The following is a 17,903-nucleotide window of genomic DNA, read 5'->3' on the forward strand; positions in this document are numbered from 1 at the left end:
AGTCGGGGCGCTCGTCCCCGTGAAATCCGTTCCTGTGAAGGAGTGCCATGTTCCTGGCCTGGCGCGAGCTGGTCTTCGCCCGCGCACGTTTCGGCCTGATGGGCGGAGTCGTCGCCCTCATCGCGATCCTCGTCGTGTTGCTGTCCGGCCTCTCCTCCGGGCTCGTCAACGACGGCGTCTCCGGGCTCCAGCGGCTGCCCGTCACCGCGTTCGCCTTCGCCGAGGGCACCAAGACCGACTCCGCCTTCTCCCGCAGCACCGTCAACCTGAACCAGGCCGAGGCGTGGAAGGGCCGAGACGACGTCGGCGACGCCGCGCCGTTCGGCAACATGCTGGTCAACGCCAAGGCCACGACCGCCGCCGGCGCCCAGGTGCCGATCGACCTGGCCCTGTTCGGCGTCGAGCCCGGCTCGTTCCTCGCGCCCGCCGTCTCCGACGGCGCGGGACTCGGCGACCCCGACGGGATCGTGGTCAGCCAGACCGTCCTGGACGAGGGCCTGGCCATCGGCGACACCGTCGTCATCGACCGCCTGGGCACCCGGCTCAAGGTCGTCGGCACCACGGGCGACCAGCGCACCTTCGGGCACGTCGACGTGGCGTACCTGCCGCTGCGCGCCTGGCAGCAGGTGCACGCGGGCGCCGGGCCGGGCGACGAGGCGCGTGACGGGGCGTACGAGGAGGCCACGGCCATCGCCCTGCGCGCCCGGGACGGAAACCGGATCGACCTGTCCGGCGGCGACGCCGCGGCGGGCACCACGAGCATGACGCTCAAGGAGTCCTTCAGCGCCTCCCCCGGCTACTCCGCCGAGACCTCCACGCTCACGCTCATCCAGGTCTTCCTGTACGCCATCTCCGCGCTCGTCGTCGGAACGTTCTTCACCGTGTGGACGATCCAGCGTAAGCACGAACTCGCCGTCGTACGGGCCATGGGCGCCTCGACCGGCTACCTCATGCGGGACACGATGATCCAGGCGACCGTCATCCTGACCGCGTCCACCGCCGTGGGCCTCCTGATCGGGGTGGGCGGCGGCACGCTGCTCACTACAACGCCCATGCCGTTCGCGCTGGAGGTGGGCTCGCTCGTCTTCGCCGCGCTGCTCCTCATCGGCCTCGGCCTCGCCGGTGCCGCGGCGGCCGTGGGCCGCATCGTCCGCGTCGACCCGCTCGCAGCCCTGGGAGGGCAAAGATGACCACCAGCTCCACGTCCCCGCGCCCGGACTCCCGCCGGGCCGGCGCCCAGGAACGCCGCGGCCTGCTGGTGGAGGGCGTCACCCTGTCCCTCGGCGACGGCGACGCCACGGTCACCGCGCTCGACGACGTCGACCTCGACGTGGCGTCCGGCGAGTTCGTCGCCGTCGTCGGGCCGTCCGGTTCCGGCAAGTCGAGCCTGCTCGCCGTCGCCGGCGCGCTCACCACGCCCGACACCGGCCGGGTCCTGCTCGACGGCGTCGACATCTCCCGGGCGAGCGCTCGTGAGAAGGCGCGCCACCGCCGCGAACGGATCGGGTTCGTCTTCCAGTCCGGCAACCTCATCCCGGCCCTCACCGCGCTCGACCAACTCCGCTTCGCGCTCGACGTGGCGGGCAAACGCGCGGGTGACGGTCACGACCCGCGAGAGCTGCTCGATCGGGTCGGCATGGGGCACCGCGCCGGGCACCGCCCCCACCAGCTGTCCGGCGGTGAGCGACAGCGCGTGGGCATCGCCCGCGCACTCGTCACCCGCCCGGCCGTACTGCTGGTGGACGAGCCGACCGCCGCGCTCGACCGCGCCCGCAGCGACGACATCGTCACGTTGCTCGCGCACGAGACGCACGAGTCCGCAGTCGCGACGATCATGGTCACCCACGATCACGATGTACTCGGCCACTGTGACCGCGTTCTGTCGATGGTGGATGGGAGACTGTCGAAGTAGGCCGACCATGGTGGAGGAGGGCAGGTGCCACGCATTCAGGCGGCGACCGTCGCCGAGCATCGGGCCGCCCAGCACCGGATGCTGCTCGACGCGGCCAGGGAGATCCTCGCGGAGACCGGCCGCCCACCGACGCTGACCCGGGTCGCGGCGCGCGCCGGGCTGGCCCGGGTCAGCCTTTACCAGTACTTCCGGTCATCGGAGGACCTGCTCAACGCGGTGGTGGAGGACGTCTTCCCCCGCTGGTCGGCCCGGGTCGCCGCCGCGATGGACGCTGCCGCGACCCCCGCCGACCGGGTACTCGCCTACGTGCTGACCAACTTCGAGCTCATCACCGAGGGCGAGCACGCGCTGGCCACCGTCCTCGCGGAGGTCGCGCCGGGCGACACGGTCGCCGAGCAGAGCCGTGCCATGCACCAGCAGCTCCTGGAGCCGCTCGTGGAGGCGCTGCGCCACCTCGGCGTCCCCGCGGTGCCCGAGACGGCGGAGATGATCAATGCCATCGTGTTCGCCGGGTCCCGGCTGATCGAGTCCGGCACCGACCTGCAGACCACCTGGGAGTCCGCGCGGGCCCTGCTGGAGCCGTTCGTGCGCACCTCGGGCAAGACGACGTCCTGAACTGACGAACCGAAGGACATGTAACCCCAGGAAGTGACCGGTGGTGTCACGGAAGGGCTCGCGGTCGCTCCGGTCCTTACCGGCGCGTAGGCATCGAGCTCATGAAAGTACGGGCGAGGCGATCGATTTCGTCGTCCCTGGAAGCCTCGTCCACGCGCTGATCTCGGTCGATCCGGCCGCGTTCGGCTTTCAGCCGGCGCTCTTCCTCGCGCAGTCGGATCTCGTACTCGCCGGTCCTCTGCCGGGTGGTGAAGTTCAGTTCGGCCTCGTGGCAGGCCGAGCCCGCGCGCAGTTCCTGGGTGAGAAGGCGGTCGTACTCGGTCTTGCCGTTCAGCATCTTCGAGATGATCGGCATGCAGTCGAGCAGCACGAAGATGACGCGCAACAACCAGTGAGCGAAGTTGACCATGCCGCTCTGCCCTGCGACCGTACCCAATGCCTCCCATCGGTCAAGCAGGCCGATGTGGGTGTAGGCCCGTTTCTTCTCCTCGACGCGCTCGGTGATCTTCTTGCTGAGTACCGCCGCGCGTTCCGTTTCCGCACTGGCGCGATCGGCCGCGAGAGAACCGAGCTCCGCCTTGAGTTTCGCCACCTCCGTCTGCTGCCGGGGGATGTCGTGGTTGGCGACGAAGGTGTTGAACTCGTTCTTTCTGACCTTGCACTCGGGTCCGTTGCCGAACACGCCCGTGGTCTGGCCCAGGACCTTGATGCCGTAGCACTCCCGGTTGCGGTCTCCCTTCAGCTTCTCCTTCTCCTTGATGTCCGCTGCCAGCCGATCCTCCGCGGCCTTGAGGACGCTCTGCCTCGCCGTCATGTTGCCTTCGACGGCGAGTGCCCGGCCGCCGCCGTCGAGGACGAAATCGGCGCAGTCGACACCTCCGGGATCCGGTCCCTTGAGGGGGTTGCACTGCTTGTACCGGCTCTCCGTCAGGCTGATCACCTGGTCGCGTTCCGCCATGATCTGCCGGTCGAGCCGTTCCTGGAAGAGCTTGAGGGTCAAGGGCTCGGCGATGAAGACGCCGATGACGACGGCGAGGGCGAGCCGGATGAGCAGGTTGCCCCAACGGGACCAGCCGTCGTTGTCACCGGTGAGGCTGGTGATCAGAAACCGGTCGATGTTGGCGACGATCAGGCCCCACAGCGCTGCCACCGGCAACAGATACAGCGGAGACGCCTGCGAAATCAGGGTCAGCGCGCCCAGCAGGGAGGTGCCCGCTATGAGTGCGGTGCTGGCCACGATCCCGCCGAGACTGGTGTAGCGGGAGCGTTCCTGAGGAACACTCGCGAGGATCTTCTCGTCGACTCCGGTGAACCGTCGGAAGAACCTCCCAAGATCGGGCTTCTCCCGCCGCCGGGGGTGCCGTCTGTGCTGCTGGGCCGCCTTGGGGCCGTGGAGGATGTCAACCACGGACGTCCTCCTCCATGAAGAAGTCGTCGTCGCTGTCGCCTGCCGTCACCTCGGCGTGGGCCTGGTAAGCGGGTCTTTCGAGGTGCTTCGCCTCCGCTTCCGGCTCGACGTCGTCGAAGGTGGCGAGCAGTTCCTTGCCGGTCGTCTCGTTGAACAGGCCCTGGGCGATCGCCGCCCGGACGACATCGGCCCGGGCACGGGCCTGAACGACCTGCAGGTCGTGCTCCAGTTGGATTCCGCGCTGGATGGCGCTGTACTCCCGGTCGCCCAGGGCGGCGTAACGTTCGGCGATCTGCTGTTCGCTGAGACCGCGAACGGTGACGTACAGGCCGTCGGCGGCGCCGGGACCACTGTTGAGGAGGTCCCTGATCTTCTTGGCCTCGGTGATCTGCTGATCCCGGTCGAGGGCCGCCTCCTGCCGGGTGAAGTCGTTCGCGCTGTGGCCCTTGGCGTGCAGATAATCCTGCTCGTCGAGTTCGTAGTCACGATCGAGCCTGCGTTTGACGTCGCGGAGGCCGTGTTCGCCCTTGATGTTGTGCAGGCTGGTCTCGTAGTGTCGCCGCTTCTGGGCGATCTCGTCGGGGGCGTGCACGTTGAGCCCGGAGAACTCGGCCGTCATGCCGGGCAGCACACAGGGCACCACGGTCGTGTAAGCCTTCACCTGGGCGTGCACGAGCGTCCACAACTCGTGGACCTCGTGCAACCCGTGGCCACGGCCGAGTTCGAAGAGCTTGTGGTAGGCCTGGATGTAGGTGACCAGGTGCTCGTTGACGTCGGTCAGACCGGCGCGCACCACCTCGATCGGTTCGTCGACCGTGCAGCGGAAGTGGATCGAGACGGTGAAGTCGTGGGCGCCGGAGGAGTTGATCGGCACCTGGATCGTGGTGGGGTGATCCTTGGTCACGTCCACGACGCTGACGCTGGCGGCGTGCAGCACGTGCGGTTCGTCGCCGCGCAGCAGCCGGTCGCCCAGCACGAACGTGCCGTCGTACTCGAAGACGAGTCGCTGGTGCGGAAGCTGGCGGGGGAGGCTGGAGATCGGGCGCCGGGGTTTGCTCAGGAACCCTTGCCTGGCGACAGGATCAAGGGAGGTCTGGCTGATCACGGGGTAGCTCATGGACGCTTTCCGATGGTGTCGAGGGACAGAACGGCCGGGCTCAGGAAGACCCGGAGCAGCGACAGGAGAATCTCCAGCCGGTTCTCGTCGGTGTCGCGGGAGATGGCATAACGCCGCAGGTCGTGGGCGAGTAGCGGCCGTTCCTTGGCCGGGAGCGTCTCCACGAGCGCCGCGAACAGGGCATGGACATGGTCGCGGTCATCGCCGTCGCGCCCATCGAAGGCGCAGACGGCGTCGTACAGGGCGGCCAGCGCATCCTTGCGGTGAGGGCGCTTGACGAGAACCGCGGACCAGAGTTCGGCGAGGGGGACGGCGGAACCGGGGCAACTGCGCAGATGAGCGGTGACCGTGGGAGGCCCGACGCCATCCGCGCGAGCCGACAGGACACTCAAGATCGCCCGAATCAGCGGATCGACCGCGCGGCCGATCCGCCTGTCGTTGCCGATCTGACGTGCCAGCCAGTCGAGCATCGGCAGGGCGTTACCGGTGGCCTCGGTCAGCGCCGCGAACAGACGGGCGAGCGCGATCTCCGCATGCCGGACAGGCTTCTCACTGCCTCTGATCTGTATCCAGAGCATCCGGACCGCCTCCAGCGGGAACCGGATGCCCAGCTCACCGGACCAGGCGAGGGTGGCGGTGAATTTGGGTCTGGCGGCGGACGCCCGCGTCCACAAGCTGACGGTACGCAGCACCTCCGGACGGGTCGTCTCGTCCAGGCACAACCATGAGATGGCCATCGCGGCGGTGGCCTGGCTGCGCATGACGCCTCTTCCACGGGCCCAGGGGGTGAGAAAAGTGCTCTCGACGTACGAGTAGTCCGAGACAGAGGCGAGAACCGCCACGCCCCTGGCGATCTCCGCCTGCGCGCTCGGGTCGCGGAGAGCCGCGCACTCATGGAGCCATTCGGTGACCGGCTCCCACAACCGCATGCCGTGTCGCCGGTACAGCTCCCGCATCACATGCGTTCGATGACTCGGGACCCTGAACTCCAGCCTGCGCCCCGGCGACAGGCTGAAAAGCGAGCCCTCCGCCACCCGAAGCAGGCGGCGGCTCGGCATCGGATCATCCGCGGAAACGGCGACCGCACCCTCGGCGCCGATACCGGCGATCGACTCCAGCCGGGCGAGCAGCGACTCGAAGCCGGCTTCCGGAAGGCCGGCGATGAAGGCCATCGCGGCCATCTCGAAGAGCTCCCCCCGAGTACGCGGGCCGTCGAACCAGGCGACCACATCGCGCCGCCCGGCGGACTCCAGCCTGCCGAGCGCATTGCCCAGCGGAATCCCCGAGGCCAGGTCGCGCGCCAGTGTCACCACGTCGGCCATGGCATGGTCGACGGTGATCCGCGCGGCCGCCTCGTCGGCGACCTCGGGCGCCACCTGGTGAGCCAGCAGGACGTCGCGGGCCGGCGGAGGTAGCCAGAGAATCCGGTCTCTTTCCGGCAGCGAGGTCGCCGTCGTCGTGATCACCAGGTAGGCCCCGGCATCGCGCACGCGGCGCCTGATCTCCCGTACGTGGAAGTCGGCGATGCTTCCGTCGATGTCGTCCTTGGGCCAGTCGCACAGCAAATAGCCGTGAGCCTTCCGGTATTCGCGGGCGGCCAGCTTCTCCAGCGTGTAGGCCGGGCTGAGTTCCACCACCTCGCGTCGTCCCCCGACGACGTCATGAAGCAGATTGAGCGCCGCCGTCCGGCGGCCGGTGCCGGCATTGCCGATCAAGGCCACCATGTTGCATCTGCCCAGCTGTTCGGCGGCGGCCTCGTAGGTGGCATGGCGCACGTGGCGGGTGCGGGCCTCCGCCATCTCGTCAGCGGATACGGGTCCTGCGGTGCGGCGGGACCTGGGGCGGGAACCCGAGATGCCGAAAGAGGCGTCCCCCACGTTGCCGTGAATGTGGTTGATGACGGTCTGGACCTGGGAGACCTGCGCGAAACCTTCGTCCGTCGCCTCGGCCTGATCGGTCAGATCCACCGGCATGGCCGCCTCGCCGATCAGGACGCCATCGGGCGGCGAATCAGTTTCGGATGCCAAAGTTGATCTCCTCCCCGGAAACGGGAGCGGTGATCATGTTTACGGTCATCTGCTCGGCATTGAACTGCTGCGCGAACCGCTTCGCGGTGGGGTCGACGCGCACCAGCTTCTCCAGAGACTCCAGCAGGTCGTCACGCGACTCCGGGGCGGTCGGTTGGCCCTGCTCCGACCGGAATTTCGTGATCTTCGCGAGCAGTCTGCGGGCTCCACCGAGGCCGGTCTCGGTGCCGTAGGCGCCGAGACGTTCGATGGCGCCTCCGGCGATCAGGGCCCACAGGGTGTCCGCGACCTCGGGCAGGTTGTCCATGTCGACAGTTCCTCTCTGATCCAGGTCCTCGGAAGGAATCCACATCCAGGCGATTTCGGTGCGCTCCTTGGTCGGTACCTCCAGCCGGGTGAACGACTCTGGCCGGTAGGAGGTGTGGAGCTGTCGGACGACGTCCTCATAGAGCCGATCGGTGAGGATCAGCACCAGGTCGGCGCGCGGGTTCACCTTCAGGGCGGTACGGGCGGCCTGCGCGTCGAGCAGCCGGCTGGTGGTCACCACGACCTGGCCGACGAAGCCCATCGCGCCGCGTTTCACGACGCCGTGGCCGATCGCGATGCGTATTCGCAGGCGGGCGTCGTCTCGGCGTTCGCGGTTGTGGTCGTGGAGCGCCTTGCGCACGCGGTGGACCAGGTCGTCGACGACCCGAAGCTCGCCCTCCCTTTCGGGAAGGACGATGACCTCACCGTCGCCGGCTTCCTGGCGGGCCCAGGTCTCGCGGCGCAGGCCGGCCTCTCGTGCGCCACGGTCCATGACCTGGGCCAGGCCCGACTGGATCGAGTCGTGCCGTAGGTCGTCGCCGCGGCCGTATCCCTCCGCGTCGACCGCCATGACCAAGCGGCGGCTGAAATCAGAATCGAGCATCACGTCACCTTGTGGTTGCGAGAAAGATCCACCAGAGCGGTGGGGGAGATCGCCGGGGACGAGTCTGGCGAAGATCGCATCGCCTCAAGACGTACCAGTACGTTTTACCGGTAATTGGACAGACCGATTGGGTCGATGACGAGCTTCCTGCGATGACCGGGGTCGATCAGGTCAAGCTCCTTGAAACGTCGGATGGCCTTGAAGACGGCGTCTTTTCTGGCCCCGACAAGATTGGCGATCTCCTCATGGGTGAGATCGACTCCCAGGTCCCGTTTGCCGTCCGCCCTGTCGACCCCATGCCGGCCGGAGAGTTCCACGAGCACGTTCGCGACCCGTACGGGCACGCTGAACTGGGCGAAGTCGGCTCTTCTGCGGTTGGCCCAGTCGAGCCGGTCGGCGATCATCCTGGCCAGTGCGTTCCATGCCGCCGGATGACGGTCGAGGAAGTCGGTGAACGCCTCCGCGCGGATGACGTGCACCAACATCGGACTGCACGCGGTCACCATGGCCGATCTCGGCTCTCTGCGCAGAGCCGCCAGCTCGCCGACCACATCGCCGCTGACCCGGATGCCCAATATGGCCGCTCCGCCCGATTCCAGGTAGGCCGTCACCTTCACGCACGCCGTGAGCAGCTGGCCGGGGACGGACCTCAGCAGATAGACCTCGGACCTCTCTCGGTCTCCCTGATAGATGAGTGTTTCGCCGGCCTGCCGCGGGGACGGCGGCACGAGACCCAGAAGTTCCTTCCGCTCCTCCGGGCTGAGTCTGTCCATGAGGGTGCCGATGGGCCACCTGGCGGGAATTTGATCATTTATCACGGACTAAGCGCCTTGAGTCATCGATGTGAAGCTGTTGGAAGCCACACCCTGGAATATGTGGTGGCCAGGTTAGATGGTTATCGGCGTAGATATGTGGCGTTTGTTCGGCTTGCCGAAAAGGGTGGGTCGAAATTTTCGGGAGAGCGGAACAATATTCCTGTGATTGGCATGATCTGGCGGAACATCAGGCATCTCCTCTGGGATTGCGCTGTTGCTCGGGAGGCTCCGTCTTTGCGTACGGGAAGTCGTCGGTGAGTCGGGGTCCTCATAAAGGGTCGGCTGGTGGTCGCGATGGGGGGCCACGCGAGACGCGCCCGTGGGGCGAGGCTGTCGCGGGGCCCCCTTTCGAAGGTGAGCGTGCATCACGAGTAAAGCATATTGTGAACTCAGTGCACAATAAATATTCTTGTGTCGACTGACCCTTGGTGTGTCCGTTGGGGTGCGAAGCACGATCTTTCGGACACCGGCCGCACAAGACCGGCTGGACCCGGCTCCGTGGACTCGTCTTCGACTCAGACCTGCCACTCGTCGCCGCGGAGCAACTCGATCGCGCCGCCGTCGTGCCCGATCCCCGTGACGGTGACGTCGGGACCGCCCACCATGAAGTCGACGTGCACACCGGAGATGTTGACCCCGGCCGCCTCAAGCCCGGCGGCGTCCCGTTCGCGCAGGTGCTCGGGCACGCCCGGAGGCAGGCCGGCGCCCCAGGCCAGATGGCAGGTGGCGTTCTCGTCCAGCAGGGTCTCGAGAAAGGTGAGGCCCGATCGCCCGACCGGCGACGAGCCGTCGACCAGGGCCAGCTCGCCCAGACGGGCCGCGCCCGCGTCGGTCGCCTGGTGGGTGCGGACCACGTCGGCGCCGGCGCTCGCCCTCACCTCCGTCACCACCCCGGCGGTGAAGGTCAGCTCCAGGTCGCGAATGACGTTCCCGTTGAGCGCGAGTGGCCGCGTCGAACGGACGGTGCCCTCCACCCGGCGGTGGTCAGGCGTGGTGAACACCTCCTCGGTGGGGAGGTTGGCCTGGAAGCGGTGCCCCCGCACGGATTCGAGGCGCGCCGCGGTCCAGTGCGCGTCCGGGAGCAGGCCGACGGTCAGGTCGGTGCCCGGCCCTTCGAACCGGACGGCGTCGAGCCGCATCCCGTTCAGCACCCCCGCGCGGCCCAGCAACTCGGCGATCCGCTGCTCCCAGGCGGCACGGGGATCGGGCCGGTCCAGGCGCAGTATCGGGCGCAGGTGCTGCCAGAGGCGGATTTCGTCCGGCTCCCCGAAGACCGCGCGCGCCCATTCCGCGGTCGGGCAGGGGACCATCGCCCAGCGGACGAGGTTGCCGAGCTGCAGCCGCTGCCTCGACGTGAGGTACGGCATGCGGTCCAGGCCCGCCCGTACCGGGTCCTGCCCGGCGAGGAGATCCGGTGCCGCGGCGCCGCGGATGTTGAGCAGGATGCCGCAGTGGCGGGCCAGCTCCTCGTTGCGCGCGTCCAGCCAGGCCGGGACCTCGCTCAGCGTGGCCGCGTCCGCGTGCTGGACCCGGGATCGCTTCGCGTAGGGGTCGAAGTACCAGATGTCGGCATAGCGGGCACCTCGGGCGTATGCCGCCTCGGCCAGGGCGCGGGCGAGCGGGGCGTGCTCGATCTCGGCGTTGATCAGCACCCGGTCGCCGGCGACGACCGGTACGGCGACGTCGAAGACGACGTCGGCGTAGCCGGCCAGCTCAGCGGTGGGAATGGTCACGGCTGTCTCCTTGGGGTGATGTCCTGCGGGTCTTGCGAGAGCGGGAGAGGAACAGCAGCGGCGCCAGGGCCGGCACGCAGCCCGCGACGGCGAAGCCGTAGGTCAGGCCGGACGACTGCACGATGGCGCCCAGCGCGAGCGCGGCCGTCATGAACCCGAGATCGAAGAACGCCGTCGTGGTGGCCACCGCCGAGCCGCGCTGCGCGGCGGGCAGACCGGCCACCGCCATCGTGAGGAACGCGGGAAGCCCCAGCGCCTGCCCGGCGCCGATCACCGCCGCGGCGGCCAGCGCCCCGGTCACGGACGGCCAGGCGACGAGCAGGGCCAGCCCGGCCGCGGTGACCAGCAGCGCCGCGGTCGCCGTCCCACGCGGGTCCATCCGGTTCGTCCATCGTTGGCCGCCGAGCCGCACGGCGAGCAGCACGCCGCCGTAGACGAGGAAGTGCGGGCCGCTGCCGCTCCCGCCCAGCGCGGCGACGTGCAGCGGGAGGAAGGCGCTGAAGGCGGTGTATCCCCACACCGACGCCCAGTACGCCAGCCCGGGACGCAGTCCCGCGCGATGCACGAGCGGCCCGGCCTTCCTCGTACCGGCCGGATCGCCGGCGACGACCGGGCCCGCGGGCAGGAACAGGCAGGCCACGAAGGCCGCGAGGGCCACGGCTCCGGACAGTGCCCATACGGCCCGCAGGCCGGCGACGGAGTGGCCGGCCTCGGCGAGCGCCGGTCCGGCGAGCAGGCCGGCGTTGACCGCGATGGAGAAACGGTTGATCGCGGCGCCCGGACGGTCGTGGTCGCTGGCCGCGGCGGCCAGGCCGACGTAGGTCAGGGCCTCCCCTGCTCCCGCGACCGCCCGGCACGCCAGGAACAGCGGCAGCGACTCGACCATGAGCACGGCGAAGGAGGTGATCGCCAGCAGCGCGGCGCCGGTGCAGGCCGCCGCCCTGCGGCCACGCCGGTCGGCCAGCCGACCGGCCGGCGGGCGGAAGAGCACGGCGCACACGGCGGTGATCGCCAAGCAACCGCCGACCAGGCCCGGCCCCTGGTTCAGCGGGCCGGTGACGTACTTGGGGATCGTGGGGATGAGCAGCCCGAGCGACAGGAAGCACGCTCCCGCGCACACCATCAGCGGGCGGGTCATCGCACGTCGTCGAGTTCCAGCAGGATCGCGGTCATGCTCACCTTGACCCGGTCGCCGGAGCGGGGCGGTCCGGCCTTGTCGTGGGCCAGCGCGACCGCCTGCTCGATCAGTCCGACGATCTCCTCCCACACGGTGCGATCCAGCCATACCTCGGCGTCCATGGACATGCGCTGCAGCTTTGTCTGGACGAGGCGTCGTGCCAGGTCGGTGCTGAGCGCCTCGTGCACGAGCTGCCGGCCGTTCGCGCGGTCCAGCCGCGCGCCGCTGGAGGGGTCGTAACGGTAGAGCCGGCGGGGTCTGCCCTTGCCGCCCGGTGACGGCCGCTCGTCCACCTGTTGCAGGAAGCCGGCCTCGGCCAGCTGGCGCAGGTGGTAGCTGGCGGAGGCGTGGGCGATGCCCAGTTCCTCCGCGACCTCGGTGGCCGACATGGACGTGCCGGTGAGCAGCGACACGATGCGGATCCGGAGCGGGTTCGCCAGCGCGCGCAGCGGCACCAGGCCGTCACCATTTTCCCAAGACATGTTGGGATTATGACATTTCCAACAAGCCTTGGGAAAGGGGTGGCGGGCACCGCCTCGGCATCCCACCGATTTCCTCGAATGCGGTCGCCTCTCGACCGGCGCTCCCGGCGGCAGCGGCGTACCGGAGACGGGCCCGAATGATCAGCGGGTACGATGGCCGGCGATCCACTCCGCCAGGGCGAGCAGAGTGGACTCCGCGCTGTCGGCCATGTGGTCGCGCAACGCCTGGACGTCCTCGCGGGTCTCGCCCAGGACCGCATCGGCGCGTGACAGCCGCCAGGACTGCTGGACGATGCTGCCCCTGCCCTGCTCGCGAAAGTGCCAGCCCCAGCGCACGATGCCGTGGTCGGCGCCGCCGACGACGAAGGCGAACGCGCTCATCCTGGAGGCAGGGGCTCGGGTGAGCCAGACCCTGCGGATCCCTACCCCAGCGGGGTGAGGCGCGGATCGTCGGTGGCACGCATACTCGGTTCCATGAACGAGCACGGGCATCTCGCCGACTTCCTCCAGACACGCCGGGGCCAGCTGCGGCCGGAAGACGTCGGGCTGCAGACCTACGGCGAGCGGCGCCGGGTGCCTGGGCTGCGGCGGGAGGAGCTCGCGATGCTCGCAGGCATCAGCGCGCCCTACTACACCCGCCTGGAGCAGGGCCAGTCACGCAACGCCTCGCGCGAGGTGCTCGACGCCATAGCGGGTGCCCTGCGACTGGATGAGTCCGAGCGTGCCCATCTGCACACCCTGGCCCGCGCACCGGGACGGGGCGGACCCGCGGGCCGGCCGCGTGCCGAACGCGTCACCCCGGCGACCAGCGCTCTGCTGGCAGCCTTCGAGCGCACACCCGCCATCGTGATCGGCCGCCGCAGCGATGTCCTGGCCTGGAACCGCCAAGGTCACGGGCTGTTCGCCGGCCATCTCGACCCGGACGGCCCCAACGACCCAGGCCGGCGGCCGAACATGGCCAGGCTGGTGTTCCTTGACGCGCACACCCGTGACCTGTACACCGACTGGCTCGCCAAGGCCAGGGCCGTGGTGGGCAACCTGCGCCCGACGGCTGGGCGATACCCGGACGATCCATTGCTGGCCGGACTGATCGGCGAGCTGACCATGCGGAGTCCGGAGTTCGCCGCGATGTGGGCCGATCACCGGGTTCTACCCTGCGATGTCGCCGACTACGAGATGCGCCACCCCCTGGTCGGGACATTGACGGTCACCCAGCAGACGCTGCAGAGCCCGCAGGGAAACGGCCCGGCCCTGGTGGTGGCCACAGCCGATCCCGGCTCCCCCTCTGCGACAGCCCTGACCCTGCTCGCCCACGTCACCGCATCGCAGGAAGCGGCCCAGCCGCGCCACGGAGCCGAAATCCGCGCCACCTGACCTGAGCCCCTCCGTCCGCGGCGTCCCTGCCGGGCCGCCCTGTCGCCGACCGCTCCCACGCCTGCCGGTCGGCAGCACGATCGCGACCTTCCCTCCGAGGCGCCCCCTCGACCACGGCGCCGCACCGCGGCTGCCGCATGCCCGAAAACAGTGAAGGAACCATGTCCAAGCGAAGCATCAAGATCACCATGTCGGCCCTTCTGATGGCCGCGGCCACCCTGACGACGGCCGCGCCGGCCAACGCGACGCCCCCCAAGGGGCCGCTGACGGACGTGCGGATCGCCACCCACTTCGACCTGTCCGCGGGCCAGATGCCGGAGAACATCACCCTGCTGCCCGACGGCACGGCGAACATCACCTTCGCCGCCAGCCGCCAGGTGGCTCAGATCACCCCCCGGGGTACGACGCGCATCCTGGCGACGCTGCCCGCACCCGCCGACGGCGGGGTCAACACACCGATCCTCGGTTTCCCTCTGGCCACCGGCATCGCCCGTACCTCGGACGGCACCGTGTACGTGCTGTACGCGACCGGCACGGCCGATCTGACAGGGCTGTGGCGGCTGCGCCCCGGGCAGGTCCCGCAGCGCATCGCCGCGCTGCCCGCAAACGGCCTGCCCAACGGGCTGGCACTGGGTGAGCACGGTGAACGGCTCTACATCACCGACTCGGTGCTCGGCACCGTGTGGACCGTCCCCGTCACCGGCGGCACTCCCACCGCGTGGTCCACCGCCCCCGAACTCGCCTCGACCGGCTTCCTCGGAGCCAACGGTGCGAAAGTACACCGTGGCGCGCTGTGGGTGACCAACCTCGACCAGGGCACCCTCCTGCGCATTCCGATCCGCTCCGGAAACCGTGCGGGAGCACCGCAGGTCAAGGCGTCAGGCATGGTCGGTATCGACGATTTCACCTTCACCGGCCGGGGCGACGAGATCCTCGCCGCCCTCAACGCCCCCAACACGGTCGTGCACATCCGGTCCGACGGCACCAGCACCACCGTGCTGGATGCCGCCGACGGACTTCAGAACCCCACCTCGGTCGCGCTGCGCGGCAACGACGTGTACGTGCTCAGCGCCGCCTACACCACGGCCACCGATCCCAACCTGCTGCGCGCACGCCTGCGTGACCACCGGTAAGACCCGCATCGCCCTCATCTGCTCGGCGGCATGACCGCCGAGCAGATGAGGGCACAACCGGCGAACTACACGGCCAAAATCTTGGACCAACCGCACAGGCGGCCGGAATCTGCGGCCGTGCACTACGCAACCGGCTGAAGCCGCATACTCGCCGAAGGCTTCGAATGGCGTCCGGTGGCCAACGGACGAATGAAGTCGACGCCGATTATGGAATCCCTCGATATAACGAATCACAGCCTTACCGGGAGCCTGTTCTCATGTCAACCCACCCCGGTGCGTATTTTTGATGTCCTGCTCCATCGGGTTGCCAGAGCCTCGATAAAGATGCCGTGTTCCGGTTGTCGGCGAGCTGACAACGCTTTTATGTCTGATGGTAACTCCCCGGCCCGCCGGTCCGAATTCTGCGTATAACAAAAAGTGGTAGCAATATTGAAAGTCCGGTCGTGGAGGCACACACTCGGCGTTGAGAAGGCCATCCCAGATTTTTGGAGCCGCAATGAACCGAGCCGTAATCGGAATTCACGGGCGTAGAAAATCGACGCTCCGGCGCCTCACATCCGCCATCGTCGCGATGCTCGCCGTGGCATTCCTCTGCGTGCCGCCCGCCGCCGCCCTCGCGCTGCCGACGCCAAAGGATCTGACCGCCTTCCTCGACCTCGAATGCTTCAAGACCAACCCGTACCAGCCACCCGCCACCACGCTCACGCTGCGGCACATCAACCCCGTGCTCGGCAACCTGCCGATCGAGACCGTCACCCTCGGCCAGCGTGAGCAGCTGTGCGTCCCGGTCGCCAAGAACAACCAGGCGCCGCCGTCGCCCGCGCTCGACTTCATCAGGTTCATCGACCTGGCCTGCTACAAGATCTCCGGCACCACGGTGAACACGGGCCTGGTGCTCAGCCACCTCAACCCGCTGTTCCAGGGCCTGCCACGTACGCAGATCTCCATGAACACCCCGCAGCAGCTGTGCGTGCCGGTCATCAAGAACAACGTGGCCCCACCCGCCGAGGTGCTGTCGCTCGTCCGCCACATCGACCTCAAGTGCTACGGCATCACCCCCAACAACCCGCTGAACCAGCAGGTGTCCCTGCGCCAGCTCAACCCCGTCCTGACCCCGGTGATCCCCACGCACGGCGCGCAGGTCCTCTACGCCCGCCAGCTGTGCGTCCCGGTGCAGAAGGCCGGCGACAACATCCCGGGCGAAGTGTTCAACATCGTCCGGTGGATCGACCTGGAGAAGTTCGACATCGTCACCCCGGCCGCCCTGCCCACGGTCTCGCTGACCCTGCGGCACATCAACCCCGTCCTCGCCGGTCTCCCGGTCGAGCAGGCCACCCTCAGCGGCGCCAGCCAGCTGGCCCTGCCGGTCGCCAAGAACGGCAACTTCCCCCCGGGCTGATCCGCTGACCCGGGCCCCTCCACCCGTGCCGGTGGAGGGGCCCGGCCGTCGGCGGTCCCATGCCGCTCTGTCATAGGGCTTCTCGAACCGGGAGGAGCGTTCCTGCTCCGGTCCTCGCCGGAGACGAGGACGCTCAACCCCGGTCGCTCAGGGCCGCCAGGTCCAGGACGTGGTAGCCGTCCGCCGTCCTCCAATGGAGGTACCTGGCGTTGGAGACGCTCACCTTGTCCGTCTCCCGGCCCGGCAGGCGCACCGCGGTACGTGTCCGCGCGTCGAGAAGCCATCCGGCCCCGCCCTCGCGCCACGTCGCGAAACGCCCGTGACGCGAGATGCCGATGTTCCTGGCATGTGGGCTCAGGCCGGCGACGGTGCCGTCGCTGTACTCCAGGAGATCCCGGTTCCTGCCCACCCCGGCGATGTACGAGGCCTGATCGGGAACGCCGCGCCTGGCCCCGTCCGGGCCGTAGCGGGCCGGCGGCGAGCCGGTGAACTCCCCGGGATCCGACGAATCCGCCACTACGGGGGACCTCGCGAGGAAGGTGCCGCCCTCCCAGACGATGTCGTACAGTCCCCGCAGCCACAGCAGGGGAGTCCTGTCGCCGGGGCCCATGCGGTAGACGCCCACGTCTCCGGTGGCGTTGGTGACGCACCCGGAGAAGTAGAGCTCACCCCGATGGAACTGCAGGTCGATGGGGTACTGCCAGTCGGTCCCGCAGTGCCCGCCGGGAACGCCCCAGGTGTTCATCACCTGCCGGGTCAGGCCGGTGCGCATGTCGGTGACCTCGAGAATCCACCCACCCGGCTCGCTGTTTCCGAGGAGCTTCACCACGCGCGTGCCGTGCGCCGCCGCGACGGCGGTGTACGACTCCCTGTTCTCGCGTTGCAACAGCGTGCTGCGGCCGGTGACAGGGTCGAGGATGTCGACGTGGTCGAGGTACGGGAGGTACCGGGAGAACCTGCGGACGATGAGCCGCCCGTCGGGCAGGGCACCGACGACGGAACGGGACATCGTGTCCTTGGCGGGGATCCACAGGATCCTGGCCCGGGGATAGGCCCGCGCGAAAGGGGTTTCGGCCTTCCGAACGGGAGGGGGCACGGGTGGGGGTGTCTCCGACGGGGCGAGCCACGCCGGTGAATTATCTTCTTCGAAAGGGACGCTCGGAGCCTGCCCGTCGGTGGCCGACGGCGGTACGGAGGGCCCGCAGGCGCAGGCTCCCATCAGCAGTACGGCCGCCATCATGCGGAAACGGCACTTCACCCGCGTCCGTGCCGGGACGGGGGACTCCCGATCGCGGTCCCGGAGGACACCGCCGTCGGCACCGTGACCCGCCTGCCGTCCAGAGGCCATCGCGCACACCGCCGATCGCGCTTTTAGAAGCACCACTGCCAACTTGAACGATCGTCATCCGTCAACGGTCCTGTCTCGCTCGACCCTGCCAGAAGCCGAGCCGGTTCGGGCCGTTTTCTGCCGTCAGGGGGAGACGGGCTCACTGTGGGAGGAGCCCTCCGCCGGAAGATCGCGAAGCCGAACCGACGATCACCTGGGAGGCGGTCCTGGAGATCCCGGGTGAACAGGTGGCCGAACCGATCAGGATTCGAGAAGCACCGGCCACCGAACCGCAGATAACGTGACAGACATGGACATCACCATTCACACGAGCTTCCTCCCGCACGACGACCCGGACGCCTCCCTGACCTTCTACCGTGACACCCTCGGCTTCGAGGTACGCAACGACGTCGGACAGGGCAAGATGCGCTGGATCACGGTCGGCCCCGCCGGGCAGCCCGGCACGTCCATCCT

Annotated in this window: 17 protein-coding genes; 7 read left to right on the top strand and 10 right to left on the bottom strand. The window is 68.8% G+C overall.

The window, feature by feature from the left end:
* The first annotated feature begins 47 nt into the window (after positions 1 to 47).
* From AB0K21_RS15270 to AB0K21_RS15280, 3 genes are read left to right on the top strand one after another with little or no spacing between them, the layout of a single operon-like run.
* Positions 48 to 1,190, top strand: coding sequence for an ABC transporter permease (locus AB0K21_RS15270; protein ID WP_364150267.1), 1,143 nt, complete (start codon positions 48 to 50; stop codon positions 1,188 to 1,190).
* The gene (locus tag AB0K21_RS15275; RefSeq protein WP_364150270.1) at positions 1,187 to 1,912 is read left to right on the top strand and encodes an ABC transporter ATP-binding protein; all 726 of its coding nucleotides are present in this window, start codon (positions 1,187 to 1,189) and stop codon (positions 1,910 to 1,912) included. The genes AB0K21_RS15270 and AB0K21_RS15275 overlap by 4 nt, the downstream gene beginning before the upstream one ends.
* A 24-nt stretch (positions 1,913 to 1,936) precedes the next feature.
* A complete protein-coding gene (locus tag AB0K21_RS15280; RefSeq protein ID WP_364150273.1) occupies positions 1,937 to 2,527 on the top strand; it encodes a TetR/AcrR family transcriptional regulator in 591 nt (196 codons plus the stop codon).
* A gap of 76 nt (positions 2,528 to 2,603) precedes the next feature.
* Here the strand turns inward: AB0K21_RS15280 and AB0K21_RS15285 are convergent, their stop codons facing one another.
* The 9 genes from AB0K21_RS15285 to AB0K21_RS15325 all read right to left on the bottom strand — a co-directional run bounded on the left by AB0K21_RS15285 (position 2,604) and on the right by AB0K21_RS15325 (position 12,577).
* Positions 2,604 to 3,935 carry a DUF4407 domain-containing protein gene (locus AB0K21_RS15285; RefSeq protein WP_364150276.1) on the bottom strand — a complete coding sequence of 444 codons (1,332 nt, stop codon included), beginning with the start codon at positions 3,933 to 3,935 and terminating at the stop codon, positions 2,604 to 2,606.
* Positions 3,928 to 5,052: a hypothetical protein gene (locus AB0K21_RS15290; protein WP_364150279.1), complete on the bottom strand. Its 1,125-nt coding sequence runs from the start codon at positions 5,050 to 5,052 to the stop codon at positions 3,928 to 3,930. Before AB0K21_RS15290 ends, AB0K21_RS15285 begins: the two co-directional genes overlap by 8 nt.
* Entirely contained in the window at positions 5,049 to 7,079 is a 2,031-nt protein-coding gene (locus AB0K21_RS15295; RefSeq protein ID WP_364150282.1) for a hypothetical protein, read from the bottom strand. Before AB0K21_RS15295 ends, AB0K21_RS15290 begins: the two co-directional genes overlap by 4 nt.
* Positions 7,063 to 7,989, bottom strand: coding sequence for a hypothetical protein (locus tag AB0K21_RS15300; protein ID WP_364150285.1), 927 nt, complete (start codon positions 7,987 to 7,989; stop codon positions 7,063 to 7,065). Before AB0K21_RS15300 ends, AB0K21_RS15295 begins: the two co-directional genes overlap by 17 nt.
* Positions 7,990 to 8,093: 104 nt before the next feature.
* Positions 8,094 to 8,762 carry a Crp/Fnr family transcriptional regulator gene (locus AB0K21_RS15305; protein WP_364150288.1) on the bottom strand — a complete coding sequence of 223 codons (669 nt, stop codon included), beginning with the start codon at positions 8,760 to 8,762 and terminating at the stop codon, positions 8,094 to 8,096.
* A 557-nt stretch (positions 8,763 to 9,319) separates the two neighbouring features.
* Entirely contained in the window at positions 9,320 to 10,537 is a 1,218-nt protein-coding gene (locus AB0K21_RS15310) for an aminopeptidase (protein ID WP_364150291.1), read from the bottom strand.
* On the bottom strand, positions 10,518 to 11,675 hold the full coding sequence (locus tag AB0K21_RS15315) for an MFS transporter (protein ID WP_364150294.1): 1,158 nt from the start codon (positions 11,673 to 11,675) through the stop codon (positions 10,518 to 10,520). Before AB0K21_RS15315 ends, AB0K21_RS15310 begins: the two co-directional genes overlap by 20 nt.
* Complete coding sequence (locus tag AB0K21_RS15320; protein WP_364150297.1) at positions 11,672 to 12,196, bottom strand: helix-turn-helix domain-containing protein; 525 nt, start codon at positions 12,194 to 12,196, stop codon at positions 11,672 to 11,674. Before AB0K21_RS15320 ends, AB0K21_RS15315 begins: the two co-directional genes overlap by 4 nt.
* A gap of 141 nt (positions 12,197 to 12,337) precedes the next feature.
* A complete protein-coding gene (locus AB0K21_RS15325) occupies positions 12,338 to 12,577 on the bottom strand; it encodes a hypothetical protein (RefSeq protein WP_343965871.1) in 240 nt (79 codons plus the stop codon).
* A gap of 93 nt (positions 12,578 to 12,670) precedes the next feature.
* Here AB0K21_RS15325 and AB0K21_RS15330 point away from each other — a divergent pair, with 93 nt between their 5' ends.
* The 3 genes from AB0K21_RS15330 (at position 12,671) to AB0K21_RS15340 (ending at position 16,102) form a co-directional block, all read left to right on the top strand.
* Positions 12,671 to 13,570 carry a helix-turn-helix transcriptional regulator gene (locus tag AB0K21_RS15330; protein WP_364150301.1) on the top strand — a complete coding sequence of 300 codons (900 nt, stop codon included), beginning with the start codon at positions 12,671 to 12,673 and terminating at the stop codon, positions 13,568 to 13,570.
* A 161-nt stretch (positions 13,571 to 13,731) separates the two neighbouring features.
* Positions 13,732 to 14,703, top strand: coding sequence for a hypothetical protein (locus AB0K21_RS15335; protein WP_364150304.1), 972 nt, complete (start codon positions 13,732 to 13,734; stop codon positions 14,701 to 14,703).
* 571 nt (positions 14,704 to 15,274) lie between these two features.
* Entirely contained in the window at positions 15,275 to 16,102 is an 828-nt protein-coding gene (locus AB0K21_RS15340; protein WP_364150307.1) for a hypothetical protein, read from the top strand.
* Positions 16,103 to 16,235: 133 nt separating this feature from the next.
* On the opposite strand, the gene AB0K21_RS15345 is transcribed toward AB0K21_RS15340, so the two are convergent.
* Positions 16,236 to 17,111, bottom strand: a complete 876-nt coding sequence (locus AB0K21_RS15345; protein ID WP_364150310.1) for a hypothetical protein — start codon at positions 17,109 to 17,111, stop codon at positions 16,236 to 16,238.
* Between the two features lie 628 nt (positions 17,112 to 17,739).
* Here AB0K21_RS15345 and AB0K21_RS15350 point away from each other — a divergent pair.
* The coding region (locus AB0K21_RS15350) for a VOC family protein (RefSeq protein ID WP_364150335.1) at positions 17,740 to 17,903 on the top strand (164 nt) is incomplete at its 3' end.

Source organism: Streptosporangium sp. NPDC049248, from assembly GCF_040678965.1.
In the GTDB taxonomy this organism is placed as follows: Bacteria; Actinomycetota; Actinomycetes; order Streptosporangiales; family Streptosporangiaceae; genus Streptosporangium; species Streptosporangium fukuiense.